This is a genomic window from Bradyrhizobium sp. USDA 4541 (assembly GCF_024171085.1).
Classification (GTDB): domain Bacteria; phylum Pseudomonadota; class Alphaproteobacteria; order Rhizobiales; family Xanthobacteraceae; genus Bradyrhizobium; species Bradyrhizobium australafricanum.
This window is the reverse complement of the sequence record NZ_JALJZF010000001.1, coordinates 2,456,261-2,475,128: the sequence shown is the minus strand read 5'-3', so window position 1 is coordinate 2,475,128 and position 18,868 is coordinate 2,456,261. Positions and strand designations below refer to the sequence as shown.

The 18,868-nt window shown below is 64.1% G+C and carries 16 protein-coding genes; 8 read left to right on the top strand and 8 right to left on the bottom strand.

Going from position 1 to position 18,868, the window contains the following annotated elements:
* Positions 1–72 precede the first annotated feature (72 nt).
* Together J2R80_RS11505 and J2R80_RS11500 are read left to right on the top strand one after the other, a co-directional pair.
* Positions 73–1,860, top strand: a complete 1,788-nt coding sequence (locus tag J2R80_RS11505; RefSeq protein ID WP_253638605.1) for an NAD(P)/FAD-dependent oxidoreductase — start codon at positions 73–75, stop codon at positions 1,858–1,860.
* Positions 1,861–1,969: 109 nt separating this feature from the next.
* The gene (locus J2R80_RS11500; RefSeq protein WP_253588798.1) at positions 1,970–2,941 is read left to right on the top strand and encodes a peptidyl-alpha-hydroxyglycine alpha-amidating lyase family protein; all 972 of its coding nucleotides are present in this window, start codon (positions 1,970–1,972) and stop codon (positions 2,939–2,941) included.
* 157 nt (positions 2,942–3,098) lie between these two features.
* On the opposite strand, the gene J2R80_RS11495 is transcribed toward J2R80_RS11500, so the two are convergent.
* Positions 3,099–4,853 carry a chloride channel protein gene (locus tag J2R80_RS11495; protein ID WP_253588797.1) on the bottom strand — a complete coding sequence of 585 codons (1,755 nt, stop codon included), beginning with the start codon at positions 4,851–4,853 and terminating at the stop codon, positions 3,099–3,101.
* A 191-nt stretch (positions 4,854–5,044) separates the two neighbouring features.
* On the opposite strand from J2R80_RS11495, the gene J2R80_RS11490 reads away from it, so the two are divergent.
* The gene (locus J2R80_RS11490; protein ID WP_016845270.1) at positions 5,045–5,602 is read left to right on the top strand and encodes an HNH endonuclease; all 558 of its coding nucleotides are present in this window, start codon (positions 5,045–5,047) and stop codon (positions 5,600–5,602) included.
* A gap of 58 nt (positions 5,603–5,660) precedes the next feature.
* Here J2R80_RS11490 and J2R80_RS11485 read toward each other — a convergent pair whose 3' ends face one another.
* From J2R80_RS11485 to J2R80_RS43670, 4 genes are read right to left on the bottom strand one after another with little or no spacing between them, the layout of a single operon-like run.
* Complete coding sequence (locus tag J2R80_RS11485; RefSeq protein ID WP_028333636.1) at positions 5,661–5,873, bottom strand: hypothetical protein; 213 nt, start codon at positions 5,871–5,873, stop codon at positions 5,661–5,663.
* Positions 5,874–5,902: 29 nt separating this feature from the next.
* On the bottom strand, positions 5,903–6,139 hold the full coding sequence (locus tag J2R80_RS11480) for a hypothetical protein (RefSeq protein WP_253588796.1): 237 nt from the start codon (positions 6,137–6,139) through the stop codon (positions 5,903–5,905).
* Positions 6,136–6,363 (bottom strand): DUF6894 family protein, encoded by a 228-nt coding sequence (locus tag J2R80_RS11475; RefSeq protein WP_057017740.1) that lies wholly within the window; start codon positions 6,361–6,363, stop codon positions 6,136–6,138. The genes J2R80_RS11480 and J2R80_RS11475 overlap by 4 nt, the downstream gene beginning before the upstream one ends.
* 16 nt (positions 6,364–6,379) lie before the next feature.
* A complete protein-coding gene (locus tag J2R80_RS43670) occupies positions 6,380–6,574 on the bottom strand; it encodes a hypothetical protein (RefSeq protein ID WP_076827404.1) in 195 nt (64 codons plus the stop codon).
* Between the two features lie 212 nt (positions 6,575–6,786).
* Here J2R80_RS43670 and J2R80_RS11470 point away from each other — a divergent pair, with 212 nt between their 5' ends.
* The 4 genes from J2R80_RS11470 to J2R80_RS11455 are packed head-to-tail and all read left to right on the top strand — an operon-like array spanning position 6,787 to position 10,392.
* The gene (locus tag J2R80_RS11470) at positions 6,787–7,272 is read left to right on the top strand and encodes a MarR family winged helix-turn-helix transcriptional regulator (RefSeq protein ID WP_057017738.1); all 486 of its coding nucleotides are present in this window, start codon (positions 6,787–6,789) and stop codon (positions 7,270–7,272) included.
* 2 nt (positions 7,273–7,274) lie between these two features.
* Positions 7,275–9,326, top strand: coding sequence for an FUSC family protein (locus J2R80_RS11465; protein WP_253638604.1), 2,052 nt, complete (start codon positions 7,275–7,277; stop codon positions 9,324–9,326).
* Positions 9,323–9,529, top strand: coding sequence for a DUF1656 domain-containing protein (locus J2R80_RS11460; protein ID WP_092080457.1), 207 nt, complete (start codon positions 9,323–9,325; stop codon positions 9,527–9,529). The genes J2R80_RS11465 and J2R80_RS11460 overlap by 4 nt, the downstream gene beginning before the upstream one ends.
* Positions 9,526–10,392 (top strand): HlyD family secretion protein, encoded by an 867-nt coding sequence (locus J2R80_RS11455; protein WP_225646561.1) that lies wholly within the window; start codon positions 9,526–9,528, stop codon positions 10,390–10,392. The genes J2R80_RS11460 and J2R80_RS11455 overlap by 4 nt, the downstream gene beginning before the upstream one ends.
* 72 nt (positions 10,393–10,464) lie before the next feature.
* Here J2R80_RS11455 and J2R80_RS11450 read toward each other — a convergent pair whose 3' ends face one another.
* Positions 10,465–11,328 (bottom strand): tetratricopeptide repeat protein, encoded by an 864-nt coding sequence (locus J2R80_RS11450; protein WP_253588793.1) that lies wholly within the window; start codon positions 11,326–11,328, stop codon positions 10,465–10,467.
* 37 nt (positions 11,329–11,365) lie between these two features.
* Positions 11,366–12,004 carry a FecR domain-containing protein gene (locus tag J2R80_RS11445; RefSeq protein ID WP_194295347.1) on the bottom strand — a complete coding sequence of 213 codons (639 nt, stop codon included), beginning with the start codon at positions 12,002–12,004 and terminating at the stop codon, positions 11,366–11,368.
* Between the two features lie 407 nt (positions 12,005–12,411).
* Here J2R80_RS11445 and J2R80_RS11440 point away from each other — a divergent pair, with 407 nt between their 5' ends.
* Positions 12,412–16,959, top strand: a complete 4,548-nt coding sequence (locus tag J2R80_RS11440) for a DUF5801 repeats-in-toxin domain-containing protein (protein WP_253588792.1) — start codon at positions 12,412–12,414, stop codon at positions 16,957–16,959.
* Positions 16,960–17,066: 107 nt separating this feature from the next.
* Here the strand turns inward: J2R80_RS11440 and J2R80_RS11435 are convergent, their stop codons facing one another.
* Positions 17,067–18,836 carry an alkaline phosphatase family protein gene (locus J2R80_RS11435; RefSeq protein WP_057017734.1) on the bottom strand — a complete coding sequence of 590 codons (1,770 nt, stop codon included), beginning with the start codon at positions 18,834–18,836 and terminating at the stop codon, positions 17,067–17,069.
* Positions 18,837–18,868 lie beyond the last annotated feature (32 nt).

Here is an 18,868-nt window from a genome sequence, read left to right as displayed (position 1 = left end):
GGTATAGGCTTCGCGGAAAGGGAACGCCGCCAAGAAAATATCAGCAAGGCGGCCGATGGCGAGAAACGCTCAATGCTCGACAAGACGGACGATATTTCGGTCGCCGCCGACAATTGGCTTGTGCAGTTCGAAGATGCGCTGGCGAGCCCGGACGATGTGCTGCTGAAGCCACTGTTCCATCCCGACAGCTACTGGCGCGACGTGCTGGCGCTGAGCTGGAACATCCAGACCGTCAACCGGGCCTTCGCAATCATCGAGGAGCTGCCGGCGCATGCGCGTCACAGCGCGCCGCATGACTTCCGCATCGATGCCGATCGCGCCCCGCCCCGACGGGTGACGCGCGCTGGTACCCATGCGATCGAGGCGATCTTCAAATTCGAGACGGCGGTTGGCCGCGGCCACGGCATCGTGCGGCTGATCCCCGATGCCGCCGACGACGATCGCCTGAAGGCCTGGACCTTGCTGACGGCGCTCGAGGAGCTGAAGGGTTTTGAGGAGCAGCAGGGCCACACCAGGCCGCGCGGGCAGTCCTATTCGCGCGACTTCCGCGGCCCCAACTGGCTCGACCTGCGCAAGGCATCCGCCGAATATGCCGACCGCAACCCTGATGTGCTGGTGGTCGGCGGCGGACAGGCCGGGCTTGCGATCGCCGCGCGGCTGCAGCAGCTCAAGATCGACGCGCTGATCGTCGACCGCGAGGCGCGCGTCGGCGACAATTGGCGCAAGCGCTATCACGCGCTGACCCTGCACAACCAGGTACAGGTCAATCATTTGCCCTACATGCCATTCCCGACGAACTGGCCGACCTACATCCCGAAGGACAAGCTCGCCAACTGGTTCGAATCCTATGTCGACGCCATGGAGCTGAACTTCTGGACCGGCACCGAATTTGTCGGCGGCAGCTATGACGATGCGGATGGGCGTTGGACCGTCGAGCTGCGCCGCGCCGACGGCACGACACGGACAATGCAGCCGCGCCATGTCGTGATGGCGACCGGCGTCAGCGGCATTCCCAATCTGCCCGACATCCCCGGCTTGAAAGATTTTGGCGGCAAGGTGATGCATTCCAGCCGCTACGAGGACGGCGAGAACTGGACCGGCAAGCGCGCGCTCGTGATCGGCACCGGCAACAGCGGCCACGACATCGCGCAGGACCTGCATTCCTCGGGCGCCGAGGTCACGCTGGTACAGCGCTCCTCGACGCTGATCACCAATATCGAGCCGTCGGCGCAGCTGGCCTATGCCGCCTACAATGAAGGTACGCTCGAGGACAATGATCTGATCGCGACCTCGATGCCGCTCGTGCTCGCCAAACGCAGCCATGTGCTGATGACCGAGCAGTCGAAAGAGCTCGACAAGCCGCTGCTCGACGGCCTCACGCGCAAGGGCTTCAAGCTTGATTTCGGCGATAGCGGCACCGGCTGGCAGTTCAAATACCTGACCCGCGGCGGCGGCTATTACTTCAACGTCGGCTGCTCCGATCTCGTCGCGAGCGGCGCGGTCGCGCTGCGGCAATTCGCCGACATCGACACCTTCGTCAGCGAGGGCGCGCGGCTGAAAGACGGCGAGATCATTGCCGCCGACCTGATCGTGCTCGCGACCGGCTACCGGCCGCAGGAAGAGCTGGTGAAGAAGCTGTTCGGCGAGGCGATGGCCGCGCGCGTCGGCCCGATCTGGGGCTTCGGCGACGGCCAGGAGCTGCGCAACATGTACACCCGCACGCCGCAGCCCGGCCTGTGGTTCATCGCCGGCAGCCTCGCGCAATGCCGCATCAATTCGCGCTATCTCGCATTGCAGATCAAGGCGATCGAGGAAGGCCTGTTGCCGCGCGACGTCGGGCAACGGGCGGATTTTTCCTAACCCCACCATCGTCATTCCGGGCTGGTCCGAAGGACCAGACCCGGAATCTCGAGCTTCCGGGTTCGATGCTGCGCATCGCCCCGGAATGACGGCTCAGAGGAGAGACAACATGCCAACCACCCTCGGCACCGGCGAACACCGCTATCGCGTGGTGGAGAACTTCGCAAAACTGCCCGACGGCTGGAGCCTGACCGATGTCGCGTCCGTCGCAGTCGACAGCAAGGACCGTGTCTATGTCTTCAACCGCGGCGACCATCCGATGGTGGTGCTCGACCGCGCAGGGAATTTCATCAAGAGCTGGGGCGAAGGCGTGTTCTCGCGTGCCCACGGCCTGCATATCGACGCCGACGACAATCTCTATTGCACCGATGACGGCGACCACACCGTGCGCAAATGCTCGACCGACGGCAAGGTGCTGCTGACGATCGGCATCCCGAACAAGCCGGCGCCGTTCATGAGCGGCGAGCCGTTCCACCGCTGCACCCATACCGCGCTGTCGCCGAAGGGCGAGATCTATGTCTCCGATGGCTACGGCAATGCCTGCGTCCACAAATACGCGCCGGATGGCAAGCTGATCAAAACCTGGGGCGAGCCCGGCACCGACCCCGGCCAGTTCAACATCGTGCACAACATCGCGACCGACGCCGATGGCTGGGTCTATGTCGCCGACCGCGAGAACCACCGCGTCCAGGTGTTCGACGGCAACGGTAAATACGAGACGCAGTGGAACAACCTGCACCGGCCCTGCGCGCTGTGCTGCTGCGGCGGTGGCAAGCAGCCGAACTTCGTGATCGGCGAACTCGGCCCTGGCATGGCGGTGAATCGCAAGGTGCCCAATCTCGGCCCGAGACTGTCGATCGTGGATCACACCGGCAAGCGCATCGCGCGCCTCGGCGGCGAGCAAGGCCCCGGCGTCGAGACCGGCAAATTCCTGGCGCCGCACGGCATCGCGCTGGATTCCCGCGGCGACATCTATGTCGGCGAAGTCGGCGTCACCGACTGGAAGACCAGCTTTCCGGACACCGAGATGCCGGCCGCGGTGCGCGTGACGCGGTGCCTGCAGAAGCTGGAGAAGGTTTAGATTCAGTCTCCCACCGTCACTCCATCACCGTCACCCTGAGGAGCGCGCATCGCGCGCGTCTCGAAGGGGCGACGGCCCCCGGCTGGTGGCCGTGCATCCTTCGAGACGCCGCTTCGCGGCTCCTCAGGATGACGGGTCGAAAAGCGTTCCCGCGCAATCAAATCTCGCCGATCACCTCGCGGCGGCGCTGCTCGGATTCTTCCGCGTAGCGCCGCATCGCGTGCGCTTCGGTGAGCAGGCCGATCGGCCGGCGGTCACCTTCGACCACGGCGAGCGATTCCGCTTCGGCCGCGTCGAACACCGCGATCGCCTCCTGCACGTTCATGCCGGGATGCAGCACCACATCGGCATAGCGCAGAATCGCGGCAAGCCCCTTGTCGGCCTCGATATCGGGCGCATGCGCTTCGGCGACCAGCGCAAGCCCGGCGTAATGCCCCTCGCCGTCGACCGCGACGACCTGGGTCTTCGAGCCCGGGGGGAATTCCTCGCGGAACGCCTCGATCGGCATCGCGGCGTTCACCGTCGTCATGTCCTGCCGCATCATCTTGCCGACCGTGAGATCGCGGATCCAGCCGATATCGGCGGCGCTGCGGATGGTCTCGCCGCGCAGATGCAATCGCCAGGTCGCGAACGAATAGCCGAATAGCTCGCGCGTGATCGTGGTCGAGATGATGACCGCGACCAGCACCGCGGTGGTAAGCCAGAGGTTGCCGGTGGATTCCAGCGCGATGAACGACATCGTCAGTGGACCGCCGATCACCGAGGCCGACAGCGCGCTCATGCCGATCACCGCATAGGCGTTGGGGTCGAGGTTCAGCCCCGGCCACACGATGTCGACGCCGGCGGCGAACAGCCGGCCGCCGAGCGCGCCCATGAACAGCGTGGCGAAGAACAATCCGCCACGAAAGCCCGAGCCGAGCGAGATGATCGAGGCCACCGCCTTCAGCGCGAACACGCCGGCGATGAAGGCAAGCGGCATCGCCACGATGCCGGCGAAGCGCAGCGCGCCATGGCCCGACGACATCACCTGCGGCGTCAATAGCGCCATCGCGCCGACCGCAAGCCCGCCGAGCGCCGGCCGCAGCGGCGGCCACAGCCGGCTCTTGGTCAGCAGCGCCTCGCACAGCGTCACCCCGCGCATGATCGCAATGCCGGTCAGGGCCGCGACCATGCCGAGCAGCGCTGCAATCGCAAGATCCCGTCCGAGCACATCGCCGACGGGTCCGACGCCGACGCCGAGCGGCAGCGGTTCGAAGGCATGGGCAACGAAGTAGCCGGTCACCGCCGCCACGCCGACCGGGGTCAGGCTGGCCGGCGTATAGCCGCCGATCACAAGCTCGAAAGCGTAGAACGCACCCGCGAGCGGCGCGCTGAAGGCGCCGGCGATCGCCGCCGCCGCACCGCAGCCCACCATGATTCGCTGGTCGTTGCGGCGGAGGTGAAAGCCGCGCCCGAGCGAGGCGGCGAGGCCGCTGGAGAGCTGGGTGTAGCCGGCCTCGAGCCCGACCGAGCCGCCGACGCCGCTTGACCAGATCGTCTGCAGCGCCACGATCACGCTGCCGCGGAACGACATCCGCCCGCCATAAAGCGCGTTGGCCTCGATCGGGTCGATTTCGCGGGCCGGCCGCACCCGGAGCAACAGAAGGAATGCAAATCCCAGCAGCAGGCCGCCGATCGTGGGAACCACGAGCGCGCGCACGGGATCGATGCTGGGCTGGCTCGACAACCGGTCGCCGAGCGGCAGATTGAACAGCACCGAATGCAGCACCGTGACGAGGCCGCTCATGACCGCCACCACGAGGCCGCCAATGGCGCCGATCAGCACCGCCAGCACCACAAGGCTCGTCTCGTGCGCGCGCACGAACGCGCGCAACCGGCGCGGCGCCTCGAGATAGCTTGAGGTCGTGGTCATCGGCAGGGTCCGTCACTGGCCGACAGGGCCTTGCGGCTCCCTTTACGGGCCTCGCGGGCGGGAGGCAATCGGGGCAGGAACATGGCAGGGCGCGGCGGATAAGCCGCTCATTGCTCTTCACAATCCCGTCACGCTGCCTGTAGTATGTGAGTGCATGCTGCTTCGCAGCTAGTGGGAGTCAGGAGCGTTATTTGAACGCACATGTCTCGCAAGGCGGTTGGCCGGTGCTGGTCTTGAATGCGGACTTCCGGCCGCTGAGTTATTACCCGCTGTCGCTCTGGTCCTGGCAGGACGCGATCAAGGCGGTGTTCCTCGATCGTGTCAACATCGTCGAATATTACGACCGGGCGGTACGAAGTCCTTCCTTCGAAATCCAGCTGCCGAGCGTCGTATCCCTCAAGTCCTTCGTCAAGCCGACCACCCACCCCGCCTTCACCCGGTTCAACGTTTTCCTGCGCGACCGATTCAGCTGCCAGTATTGCCTGTCGGGCGACGATCTCACCTTCGATCACATCATTCCGCGCAGCAAGGGTGGCCAGACCACCTGGGAGAACGTCGTCGCCGCCTGCTCGCCCTGCAATTTGCGCAAAGGCAATCTGACGCCGCAGCAGGCCAAGATGTTTCCGAAGCAGACGCCCTACGCCCCGACCGTGCATCAGCTGCATCGCAACGGCCGGCTGTTTCCGCCGAACTATCTGCACGAGAGCTGGCTCGATTATCTCTACTGGGATACTGAGCTCGATCCGTAGAGCGCGCTGGCGCGCATCGTCGTCACATCGAATGCAAGCCGTACTGCTGTGATTTGGATCAGGCGGGTCGCTTGGTGAGGGCCGCTTCACCCTCCTCGCGCCCGGGAACGCTGACGTGGACCTCGTGCCCCATCCTGATCGCCAGAGCCGCGGCGGCCGCCGCGGATTCGAATGCAGCTTCCTTGGTGGCGTATCCGCCGTTGAGATTGCCGTCGTGCAGGACGCCCCATTCCTCGCCGGCTGCAATCACCGCATATTGAGCCAATCCCATCGTCTCCTCCTTGCGCCAGCGGCGCTGCGTCAGGTCTCATTCCGCTTGTATCGCTCGCGGACGACCTCCTCGCCGGCCTGCACCGTGCGCCTGCTGCGAAAATGGTGTTGAAGCACGCCGAAGATCAAAGCGGTCAGCAGCACGAGCGCTCCGATGCCGTAGATGATCTCAAGGCCCATATCCATTTGGTCTCTCCAGGCCTTGTTCTCAAAGCCTTGTTCTCGAAGCCTTGCTCTCTTGCCGCCCGCCGGGGCGGCATCGTTCATCCGCTCTTCGCGGCACTGTCGATGCTTTCGCGGTGAATTTCGCGGGCGTCGCTGCCGATCACCGAGATGTAGTAGCCGCGGCCCAGATATTCCTGTCGGGTCTCCGCAAGGTCGATGGCGAGCCGCTTGGCCACCGCAATGGCTTCATCGCGGTCGGCAACCGGCTGACCGGTTGCATCGATCACACGCTCATCATTCACGATCGCGAAATGAAAGGCGGACATTGGCTATCTCCGCGCATCAATGCGTGTTCGATTCATGCCACTTTTCCAGGTCCGGCTTCTCGTCTCCGGAGGCCTTCGCGTCTCCTGAGCGCCTCGCATCTCCGGAGCGCTGCTCCTTCTCCGGGTTTCCCTTCCACGGCTTGTCGGTTTGCGCGTGCGAACCCCAGTCGCTCGAGCGTCCGGAATCCTGCGTTACCGGCTTTCTGTTCATGACAATCTCCTCAAGAACAGAAGCATCTGTATCCCGATGTGTTCCTAACCCGCCGCGCTCAAGGTCCGCCCGCAACCGAGCATAACCAGCGCATCGAGGTCGATCCCGCAGCAGTACTGACACTCCCTCACGCAGGATCGCATTCGCGTGATCATCCGCGATGTTCGTACTATATCGTTGCATCCTAATAGTTCGCATCCTATCTAGTTTACATGCCTTCACAGTCCCATATCCACGCCGAGATCGGCCGCCTAGTGACCAGACTGGCCCGGATCTGGCGCCGCGAGTCGGATCAGGCCTTGTCCGACCACGGACTGTCCTACGCGACGGCGATTCCGCTACTGGTGTTGTCCCGCCAGGGGGAAAACGTCCGGCAAGGCGTGCTCGCGGATGAACTGGGAATCGAGGGGCCTTCACTGGTGCGGCTGATCGATCTGCTGCAGTCTGAAGGCCTGGTCGAGCGTCGCGAGGACCCGACCGACCGGCGCGCCAAGACGCTGCATCTCACCGCGGCCGGCGGAGCCAAGGTCGAGGAGATCAATCGGGTGCTGCGTCGCGTACGGGCCAGCCTGCTGAAGGATATCGGCAGCGCGGAACTTGCGGTAACCTTCGAGACGCTGCAGCTCATCGAGCAGCGGGCGAGCCGCCTGCAGGACGCCAGGACTGCGCCAGCCAGGACTGCTCCAGAGGCGAAATAGTCATGCGCGCGGAAGAGCCGTTCCTGGTCCGCCACGCGGATCTCATCTTCGCGTTGAAGACGTTCGCGGCGTCGATGCTGGCGCTTGTCATCGCCCTGGCGATCGATCTGCCGCGTCCCTATTGGGCGATGGCGACGGTCTACATCACCTCGCAGCCGCTGGCCGGCGCGACCAGCTCGAAGGCGTTCTTCCGCGTGATCGGTACGCTGGTCGGCGCGAGCGTCACGGTCGCCCTGGTGCCGAACCTGGTCAATGCACCGGAGCTACTGTGCCTCGCGATCGCGCTCTGGGTCGGGCTCTGTCTCTATTTATCGCTGCTCGACGGCACGCCGCGCAGCTATGTCTTCATGCTGGGCGGATATACCGTCGCGCTGATCGGCTTTCCGTCGGTGGCCGAACCGGGCAGCATCTTCGATGTAGCGCTGGCACGAGTCGAGGAGATCTCGCTCGGCATCATCTGTGCGAGCCTGGTGTCGACGGTGGTGTTTCCCCGCAGCGTCGCGCCGGCGGTCGGCGGCCGCATCAGGAGTTGGCTGTCGGATGCGCGCCGTCTGTCCCGCGACGTGCTGCTTGACCGCGGGACCGGCGAGACGCGCCGGGCCCAACGCCTCCGTCTTGCGACCGACATTGTCGAGATCGATACGCTGGCGACCCATGTCGCCTATGACCGGCTGGCCGACGCCGGCACCGTGCGTGGCCTCGGCGAGGTCCGGCTGCGCATGCTGATGCTGTTGCCGATCATCACGTCGATCGAAGACCGGCTTACCGCACTTGGCGAAGCGGCGCTGCAACGGCAACCGGAGCTGCAACGCCTGATCGGCGATCTCGCCGCATGGATCGTGGACGAGGACCGCCAGCGGCAATCCGGCGAGCAGATCCGCACCGCAATCGCCGAGCAGCAATCTGCGCTCGACGGCATCGCGCCGCGGGAACGCATCATCACGATCAGCCTGCTGCTCCGGCTGCGCGAGCTTGCCGACATTTCGGCCGACTGCCGCGCGCTGGGCGATGCGATCACCGCGGGCCGGGATATCTCCAGCGTCCGGCTGGCGTTCCACCCGGAGTCGGGGGCCGCACCGGTCCGTCATCGCGACCACGGCATGGCGCTGTGGTCGGCCGCGGGCGCGGCGGTCGCCATCCTGATCTGCTGCGGCCTGTGGATTGCGACCGGCTGGGCCGATGGCGCCTCGGCGCCGATGATGGCGGCGGTCGCCTGCTCCTTCTTCGCCGCACAGGACGAGCCTGCGCGCAGCATCCGGGCCTTCGGCCTGTTTTCACTGGTCGCGATCGTCATCGTCGCAATCTATCAGTTCGCGCTGGTGCCCGGCATCTCCCATGTCGAGGTCCTGATCGCGGCACTGGCGCCGACCTTCCTCCTGTACGGCTTTTTGATCGCACGACCCAAGACCGCGCCGATCGGCATGGCGCTCGCCGCCAACACCGCGACGCTGCTCGCGCTGCAATCGACCTACAGCGCGGATTTCGCCAGTTTCGCCAACACGTCGGTCGCCTTCTTCCTCGGTGTTGTGATCGCGGAGATCGTGACGCGGATCGCGCGCGGCGTCGGCGCCGAATGGATCGCCAAGCGGTTGATGGCGTCGAGTTGGCAGACGCTCGCGGTCGCGGCCGAACGGCGCGGCCACGGCGATCGCGCGCAGTTTGCCGGCCTGATGCTGCATCGGCTCGGGCTATTGGTCCAGCGGATCGCCTTCATCTCCGAGAGCGACCGCCGCGATGCCGACAGCCTGGTCCAGCTCCGCATCGGGCTCAACATCATCGACCTCCGGCGGGCCCGCTACGGCCTCGCCGCAGTGACCGTGCGTGCCATCGACGACATGCTGGACGACCTCGCGGCGGCGTTTCGCGCCCGTGCGGACCAGGCAATGCCGGCCGAACTGTTGTCATGCATCGATGCGGCGCTGACCGCGGTCGTCAAGGACCCCAATGAGCGCGCGCGGGACGATGCGTTGCTCGGCCTCGTCGGCATCCGCCGCGGCCTGTTTCCGGATGCACCCGCGTATCGATCGCAGCCCGAGGAGAGCTTTGCCGCATGAGATATGAGCTCGACATTTACGGCGTGCTCGTTCCGGCGCTGCTGCTGTGGCTGATCGTTGCCTATGCATTGAGCGCAGTGGCGAGCCGGATCATGCAGCGCTTCGGGTTCTACCGGCTGGTGTGGCATCGCGCGTTGTTCAATTTCGCCCTGTATGTATGCCTGCTCGGCGTCGTGGTTTATCTTTCGGAGTTTCTGCCATGAAAGGGAATTTCGCCTGGCTCGGCCGGGTTGCGCTGACCGCGGTCGCCGTCATCGCTGCACTCGCTGTCGCTCGCGCGCTCTGGGTCTACTATATGGAATCGCCGTGGACCCGCGACGGCAGGGTTCGCGCCGACGTGATCCAGGTGGCTCCCGACGTCTCCGGCTTCGTCACCGACGTGCTGGTCAGGGACAATCAGCCGGTGCGTCGCGGCGACATCCTGTTCCGGATCGATCGCGCCCGCTTTGCCCTGGCGCTGAAGCAGGCCGATGCTGCGGTCGCCGGCCATCGCGCGACGCTGGATCAAGCCGACGCCGACCTCAAACGCTACAGCTCGCTGACCACCGATGCGGTGTCGCAGCAGAAGCAGGAGCAGGTTCTGGCGACGCAGCTGCAGGCCAAGGCGGCCTATGACCAGGCGGTCGCCGACCGCGCCGTCGCGCAGCTCAATCTGGATCGCAGCGAGGTGCACGCTTCGGTGAACGGCACCATCACCAATATGGACCTGCGGCCGGGCGCTTACGTCACCGCAGGCAAGGGCGTGATGGCGCTGGTCGACACCGACACGCTGCATGTGGAGGGCTATTTCGAGGAGACCAAGCTCGCGCGCATTCGCGTCGGCGACAAGGCGCAGATCCGGCTGATGGGCGAGCCGGTGCGGCTCACCGGACATGTCGAGAGCATTGCGGCCGGCATCGAGGATCGCGACCGCGCGGCAGGCGCGAGCCTGCTCGCAAACGTCAACCCGACCTTCAGCTGGGTTCGGCTCGCACAGCGCATCCCCGTGCGCATCGCGCTGGACCACCTGCCGGATCGCATCGCGCTGGTCGCCGGCCGTTCGGCGACGGTCGAGATCATGGACTAGCCGGCTGGCCGGGCGCATCCGCGGCGACAGCATCGAGCCGGTGCACCTTACTGCGGCTCGTCGACCACTCGCCTATCGCACGCCGTATCGTGTGAAATCGTCGCCGATGCTGCCCTGGATCGCCTTGGCCGCCGCCATGTCGGTATTGCCGCCGGCCTTGTCACCCTGCTTCAACTTCGCCAGGCCGCGGCCATAAAGAGCGCTTGCGAGCTTGGGATCGATGCGAAGTGCGGAGCTGTAGTCGGCGATCGCCGCGCCCAGCTCGCCGGTCTTCAGATAGATAAGGGCACGCGAGTCATACGTCGCGGCGTTGGTTGACGCCAATTGAAGGGCCTTGTTGCAATCTTCCAGCGCCGCCTGCAATTCGCCGAGGATGGCCCGGCTCCAGCAGCGTCCGTTCCACACCCCGTCGAGCTTCGGCTCGAGGCGAATGGCCTCGTCGTAGTCCTGCGCCGCGCGCGCATAATCGTTCTTCTTCAAATAGGCGCCGGCGCGGTTGGCGAAGGCCTCGCCGTAGTTCGGGTTGAGCTTGATCGCCTGATCGAAGGCGTCGGTCGCGCGATCATATTCGCGCTTCCTGAGATAGGCCACGCCGCGGTTGTTGAACGGCTTGGTGTAGGTCGGATTGAGTTCGATCGATCGATCGAAATCCCGGATGGCGCCGTCATAGTCTCCCTTGGCGGCGTAGGCGTTACCACGGTTGTTATAGGCGATCGCGAGGCCAGCCTGGGTCATGTCCTGCCCCGCATCGATCAGCGCCGTGCAGGCAGCAATGCGCGCCTCGGCCGGTGTGCGATCGAGGCCGCTGCACAATCCGATAGTGCGGAGATAGCTGTCCTTCTTCGCGTTCTGCGCGACCGCCGGCAACACTGGGAGCGTCGCAACGAGGAGCGATATCAGGCTGACAATTGCGCCGGCGCTTGCACGAAGTTTCATATCGGGCCTTGCTTGCACGAAACTGGCTGCGCCTGGCCTAGCACCCTCGACAGATGTTGGGATTGAACTTGTGAAGGGTGTTTTGCTCAGGTTGCTGCGGCGTTCGAGTCCCGACCTTCCTGACCTTGCTCTTGCCCTCTTCAACGAGCGTGGCGAACCTCACCGTTCCATCGTCCGATATCTCGATGCGTGGCGTGGTGCCTCGAATGCCCATCGTTGCGACAGGGGTGTCGATCTTCATGTCTCCGGTCTTCGCAATGTTGCCGGCAACGAAGGTGAACGTCCCATTGGTCAGTTTGAGCAAGGTCGAGTTCGACTTGCCGTTCGGGTCGTACACGAACTCGGTCATCGCCATCTTGGCGTTGCTCGACAGATTGAACGAAGTGCCGTCGGAGAAATTGATCCCAACGCGTCCGTCGGCTCCAGTTTGCACCACGTCGCCCAGATACACGGGGTCGCCCACCTGCGCCTGAGGCAGTTTGCCGGGCAGCCCTGCCTGAACGACGACTGCATTCGGATGCTCGATCGTGACCGAACCGGTGGCGGCTACGACCCTTCCGATGAATTTCAATTGGATATTGTCCGGTTCGGTTTGCGCCTGCACCTGGCCGGGCGTGAGCGTTGCGAGCGCCAGGACGAAGCTTGCAAGCAATTGAACAATCAGATGGATGCGCACGATCCCCTCCTCGAAAAGGTCTTGTCGTGCCGGGGCTCGATGGGTGACCGGGACCACCGGGCCGAGACCGCAGGACCTTGAGTGCCAAACGAGTTGTCGCAGACAGGCCTAAATGCCTGACGCAGTTCGACTAAAAATTAATAAGTGGACAATTTGCATGGTAATCATACTATTAATTTTGCGGGGCTGCACGCGCGATAAAGGACAGCTGTTCTGTCCTTTTCGTAAGGCTTCCCCGCAGTATTGGAATTCCATTTTTACTGCCGAATTTGGTTTCAATCAGGACGTTTCAGCGGACAAGCCTATGGCTGACGGCGCGGGGTTTTTCGCCGCGTGGCCGAACCAAGCCAAAATAAAAAGACTGCGGCGCCACTTTCCGCTCGAACTGCCTAACAGGCAAAAAGCCAATGTCAGTTGCGTCCGGCGTAGAGATCGGGGACGCGTGCACGGCCGTTTTGGGCCAGCCGCCCCGCTTAGTTGGCACTGTTCGGACGGCGATCGGCTGCGGCACGATCGCGGGTGCCCGCGGCATACCGATTCAAATCGTAGCTGGCGATCCCGTTCGCCAGGGTGACGTCATCGAGGTCGGAGCCGGCGGGCGGATCGAAATCCGCCTGGTCGATGGCAGGGTGCTCAATTTGCCGGCCGGCACCCGGCTGGAGTTGGACATCGCGCAGGACCCCGGCGGGGGCTTGCGGCCGGGCCTGTTCGCGAAAACCAGAAGCCTCTTCCGCCTCATCGGCAGCCGGCTCGCGGGGTCTGGCGTCCTGACGGCGGACACACCGGTTGGCACCATCCGCGCCAGCGGCCTCGGCATGCTGTCGCTGGCCGCCCTGACCTTCTCGCTGCTGGAGGACGCCCGAGCCGCGGAGCCGAACGTCACGCTCCTGGACGACGACAACATCAAATACAAGGACCTCCACCACGGCGTGTTCGAACTCGTCACCAAGGAGGCGATCCCCCGTCACATCATCGTCGAGGATCCCGAAGAGACGATCATCCTGAGCAGAAGAGGCTCCTCCGTCGGCGTGAACCATGCCACGAATTCCCCTTCGCACATGGAGGAATTACGGGAGGCCCAACAGGAGACCCTTGCCTATTTCGAGAAAGGACCGGCATCGAAAGGATCCGGCATGCCTGCTCTCGAAGGCGGACAACTCCTGCTGCCGATCAATTTTATTCAGCAGTCTCCGCTGTCGCCGGTGCAAGATACGCTCGGGCCGCTGCCGGTAGCGACCTTCGCGAAAAATGATCTCTTCAAGCTGCCGCCGGTTCCGCCGAAGCTGAACCTCGGAGCGGGGCCGACTGAAATCGATACGGTGATATTTGACGACTTCAATGCGGCGAGCGGGACCTTTTCCGCGAGCAGCATCAAGGGCGGCGCACTGAAATTCGGCATCAGCGGAGGCGCCACAGGCGATACGGTGCTGGGACAGGCGACATACGACGTGTCGAGCGTCGGTACTTTTGGCACGCTCTATCTCAACAGCGCGACCGGAAGCTACACCTTCGTTCCGAACAATACCGCAATCAACGCGCTGAAGGCCAACACGACCCAGAGCTTCGTGATCACGGTCTCGGACGGCGCGCTTTCGGCCAGCGAGAGCTTCGACATCAGCATCCTGGGCGCCGACGACGCCTCCATCATCTCCGGCACCATGGCCGGCTCGGTGGTGGGTGCGGTCGGCGTCAGTCATGCCTCGCCCGGCCTGCTCATCGCAAAGGGCACGCTCACCGACACCGATGTCGACGATCCCGCCAATACCTTCACCGCCGTGAACGCGCCGACGACAAGCGCAGGTGGCTACGGCTCATTCACGCTCACAACGGCCGGCGTGTGGACCTATACGCTCGACAACGCCAACAGCTCCGTGCAAGCCCTCCATGTCGGCAACACGCTGACCGACAGCTTCACGGTGACCACGATCGGCGGAACCCCGCAGACGGTGACACTCACCATCCACGGCCCGCTGATCGAGGTTGGGACCGCGCCATCGCTGACGTTGAGCGAGACCCATCTGACAGCGACGACGCTGGACGACAATATCGCCGGCTCGGCACCGGACGCCGCGCTGACGACGACATCGGGCGAGTTCTCGGCGGCATTCGTCACCGAACCGGGTCTGACGGTCAGCTACGCACTGACGATCACCGGCGGCAACGGTACGGCGTCAGGGCTGATCGATTCGCATACCGGCCTCGCTGACCTGCTGGTTCTGAACGGCAACACCATCGAAGGCCATGTCGGCACGGCAAGCGGGGCGCTCGCGTTCACCATCACGGTTGACCCGGCCACGGGCCGCGTGACCTTCGTCGAGCACCGCGCGGTCGAACAATCGTCGGGCACCAGCCCTGACAGCGGCGAAGGGATCGCGCTGGGGACCGGCCTCGTCAACCTGATCGCGACGGTCACGGAGAGCGACGGCCAGTACCAGGATCTAAGCATCGATCTCGGCAAGCAGCTGACAATCACGGACGATGGCCCGCGCATCGAGGCGGCGGGCACAGCCCCATCGCTGACGCTGAGTGAGACGCATCTGACGGCAACGGCGCTGGACGACCACATCGCCGGCTCGGCACCGGACGCGGCGCTGACGACGACTTCCGCCGATTTCTCGACCGCGTTCACTTCGGTGCAAGGCGCCGATGGCGCGACCATCCGCTACGCGCTGACGATCACCGGCGGCAACGGCACGGCATCGGGGCTGATCGACTCGCATACCGGCCTCGCTGACCTGCTGGTTCTGAACGGCAACACGATCGAAGGCCGCGTCGGCGCGACCAACGGCACACTGGCATTCACCATCACGCTCGATCCGGCTACGGGACGCGTGACCTTCACCGACTACCGGCCGGTGGAGCAGCCGCTCGGCACCAGCCCGGACAGCGGCGAAGCCGTATCGCTGGCCGCGGGCATCGTGGGCCTGACTGCCACGATCACGGACAAGGACGGCGACTTCCAGAGCGCCGGCCTCGACCTCGGCAGCAGGCTGACCATCAGCGACGATGGCCCCTGCATCCGGGCCAATTGCACCGCTCCGTCGCTGACGCTGAGCGAGACGCACCTGACGGCAACGGCACTGGACGACCATGTCGCGGGCTCGGCACCGGACGCGGCGCTGACGAAAATTTCCGCCGAATTCTCGACGGCGTTCAGCTCGCTCCAGGGCGCCGACGGCGCGACGACTCACTATGCACTGTCGATCAACGGAGGTGACTGCACCCCATCCGGTCTGATCGATTCGCATACCGGCTGCTCCGACGTGCTAGTTCTGAACGGCAACACCATCGAAGGCCATGTTGGCACAGCAAGTGGCGCGCTGGCATTCACCATCGCGGTTGATCCGGCCACGGGATGCGTCACCTTCACCGAATATCGCGCGGTGACGCATCCGGCCTGCGCCGGCCCTGACAGCGGCGAAGCCGTGTCGCTGACCGCCGGCGTCGTAAGCCTGGTTGCCACCATCACGGACAAGGACGGCGACTTCCAGAGCGCGTGCATCGACCTCGGCAAGCAACTGACGATCACGGACGATCACCCGACCATTTGCGGCTTCCCGGAGACCTTCGTCGCCGCTCAGGATCATCAGACTGCGACAGGTACCTACGATATCAATTTCGGCGCGGATGGCGATGCCGCGATGTTCGTTGCCGTCCACAACGGTCCGGTCGGCTGCTCGGGATATGATCTGGCCACATCATGCCTGGGCAACGGCATCACCGCGGTGCACGTCACCGGACATGGCGATGATTACAACTTCTACTATACGACCCATGAGGTGGGCGGCGGCGTCGAGCTCGACGCGTATCTTACCGATTGCGGCGGTAGGTTGGACGATCCTTATTTCAAGTTACTGATCAATCCGGATGGAACATTCTGCTTTGATCTCGAGCACGCCGGGCCGTCGAAGGACGTCACCGTCCATGGCTCCGATTTTGATGCCCCGATCTGCGGCACGCCGTCATTGACGGCTCCGGACGGACAACTGGTTATTACCGGGTCGGACTGCGCCGGCCAGCCGCTCGATGTCAAGGCATCGGACTGCGGTATTGCGGTCGGCGACAGTGGACTGCAGATGGACCCGGCCGAGCAGTTGAATCTCGCGTTCACCGAGAAGCAGTCGCAGGTCGGCTTCAATCTCACGGAATGGCAGGGCTACGGCACCGCCGGTGTGATCCTCAAGGTTCTTGATGGCAGCGCCGACGTTCACGACTTCTGCATCGATGTTCCCAGGCCGCTCTGCGGCAGTGCCGGCTTCGTGGTGCAGGAGACATCGGATGCTTCGCTGATCGACACCTACACCTTTGATGCCACGACGACGACTTATACGCTTTACGTTGACAGGTCGTTCGATCAAGTCCAGGTCGACTACGATCGGGTGGAAGCCGGGTGTCCCACCTTCGCGATCAACAACATCAGCTATACCGAAAAGACGAGCATCAATGCGGATCTGCTGTTCGATGTGACGGCGGTCGATGCGGACGGCGATTCGGCCACGAGCAGCCTTCAGGTCGATATTCAGTGCCACACGGCGGGGATGGACACCTTCATATTCGCCGCCAGCCAGGACAGCCCCGCGCCGCCGGTCGGCGCCAGCGCTCCCGCACCCGATGTTAGTCCGATGTCAACGAGTAGCCACGAGGACGCGGCGTTGTCTCAGGCAATCTTGCCCTTTGTAGACGGCGGAACGTCGGGAACGACCGAGCAGTCCTTTCATTTCGCGGAGCCTTCGAGCCTTGAACAGCAGGGAGCTTCGTCCCCTCCACAGTTTGATCAAAGCCTCGCATGGTTCGGCCGCCACGACGATTCCGCCGGATTTCAGCTGGCGCAAGGAGTTGCAACTGGTGGAACGCCGGCAATGGGGCCGGCTGTCCCGGAGCACCAAACAGATTTCTTCCCGGACCATACGCCGGACGCCGTCGTGACCCATCCGCTACACGATCTGATCATGTAGCGATCGCTTCTTGTAGCGATCCCTTCGTCTAGCGATCCCTTGGGCGCGTGGCCGGCACTCCGGCCCGCGTCGGACGTTGACGCGGGCGGCCGGCAGCGTTTCTCGTGTCAGTGCCAGCCCTCGCCGGCCTTCAGCGCCGCCGAGAGGCTGCGCACCGGGCGCGTCACCAGCGGGTCGAGGTCGAAGCGCTTTTCAAGCATCTTGAGGATCGACGTGGTGTCGAAGTCCTCGTGCGCGACGCCTGACTTGTTGAAGCGCTTGGCGATCAGGAGCGCCGGAATGCGGGTGCCCGGGCCCCACTGGTCCGCAGCCTTGGCTTCGGCACCATGGCGGTTGAACGGAGGCGGGGGAACGTGATCCCACTGCCCGCCGAACTCGTCATAGGTGATGACGATCAGCGTGTCCTTGCCATCCGGCCCCTCGACGATCGCCTTGACGAGATCGACGAGATGCTGGCTGCCTTCGGACTCGCTGGTGTAGCCCGGATGCTCGTTTTCCTCGCCGATCGGCTTGATGAAGCTGACCTGCTTCAGCCGGCCGGTCTTCGCCGCCTGGATGAACTCCGCCTCGTCCTTCAGGCGATCTTTGCGGGCCTGCGTTCCGGGCGCGTAGTTGGCGAAGTAGTTGAACGCCTGATGGTGGTACTGGAAATCCACGTCCGGGCAGTTCGGGAACACCGCCGTGGAAACATGGTTCGGGTCGGTGCAGGTCGTACCGTTGCCGTTGGTCCAGCCCGAAGCGCCGACGTCGCCGTTGGCGTTCGACCAGCCGCCCGAATACCAGGCCCAATCGACGTGCTTTGCCGACAGCCGATCGCCGATGTTCGGCGTGTGCAGCGGCGGCAGACGCTTGATGTCGGCGGTGCCCGGGGAATAGGGCTGATAGAACGGCTGCGTGGTGTTGACCGCGTAGTCGCCGCAGGCGAGGCCCGCCGGCAGGCCGGCCTGATTGCACTTCGCCGTCAGCTGCGCATCCTTCACGGTCGAGAGCGGCGTGTAGAGCGGCGTGCTGGTCGGCATGCCGTTGGCATCGACGATCGAGTGGAAATCGTTGGCGCTGCCGTCATTCAGGGCACCGACGAACTGCGGCGCCGCGGCGGCGACCAGGAACTGGTGGTTGAGGAACGAACCGCCGAAGGCGCCCTGGAAGAAGCTGTCGGCAATGATGTAGTTCGGCGCGCCGTTGCCGTGGAGATAGGTGTAGATGGGCAGCTTCTTGGTGTCGTAATAGCCCATCACCAGACCCGCCGCATCACTGCCGGTCATGTAGCGGTTCTGCCGGCCGCCGTTGAGCTGGTACTGCTCGCTGTAGAAGCGGTGCACGATGTCCGCGGTGCAGCCGCCGGGCGCGCCGGTGCCGTTGAGGAAACCGTGAGCCGCGAAAGCGCCGAGCGGCTTCGGGCAGGTCGTGGCCGAGGTCGGAATGAATTCATTGATCTCGAACGGCTTGTTCTTGAAGGCGCTCAGGATCGCGACCGTGCCCGTATTGTCGGTGCAGCTCGTCGGTTGCGGCGACGGAGAAGTCAGGTTGACGTCGTTCTGCAGCAGACAAGCATAGACGGTCTGGTTGTCCTGCCGAACCTGCAGGGTGTGCGCCTGATCGGCATAGGATGTGCCGTTGATCCGGTCGCGGCCGACGTCGCCCCAGTGACCGTAGAGGTTATCGAAGCTGTGGTTCTCCTGATAGATGACGACGATGTGCTTGTACTGGTGCACGCCTTCATGGCCACGATCCCGCAGGTCGCGCAGCTCGTCCTTGATCTCGTGCTTGAACTCATCAACGATCTTTTCGACCAAATTCTCTGCGTTTGCTACCGGCGAGATGGCAACGGCGCCAGCAACAACCGCGAGCGCCGGAATGGCTCCCCAAAGCCGCATAGTGCTCTCCTGATTTAGAAAGAAATAGAAAT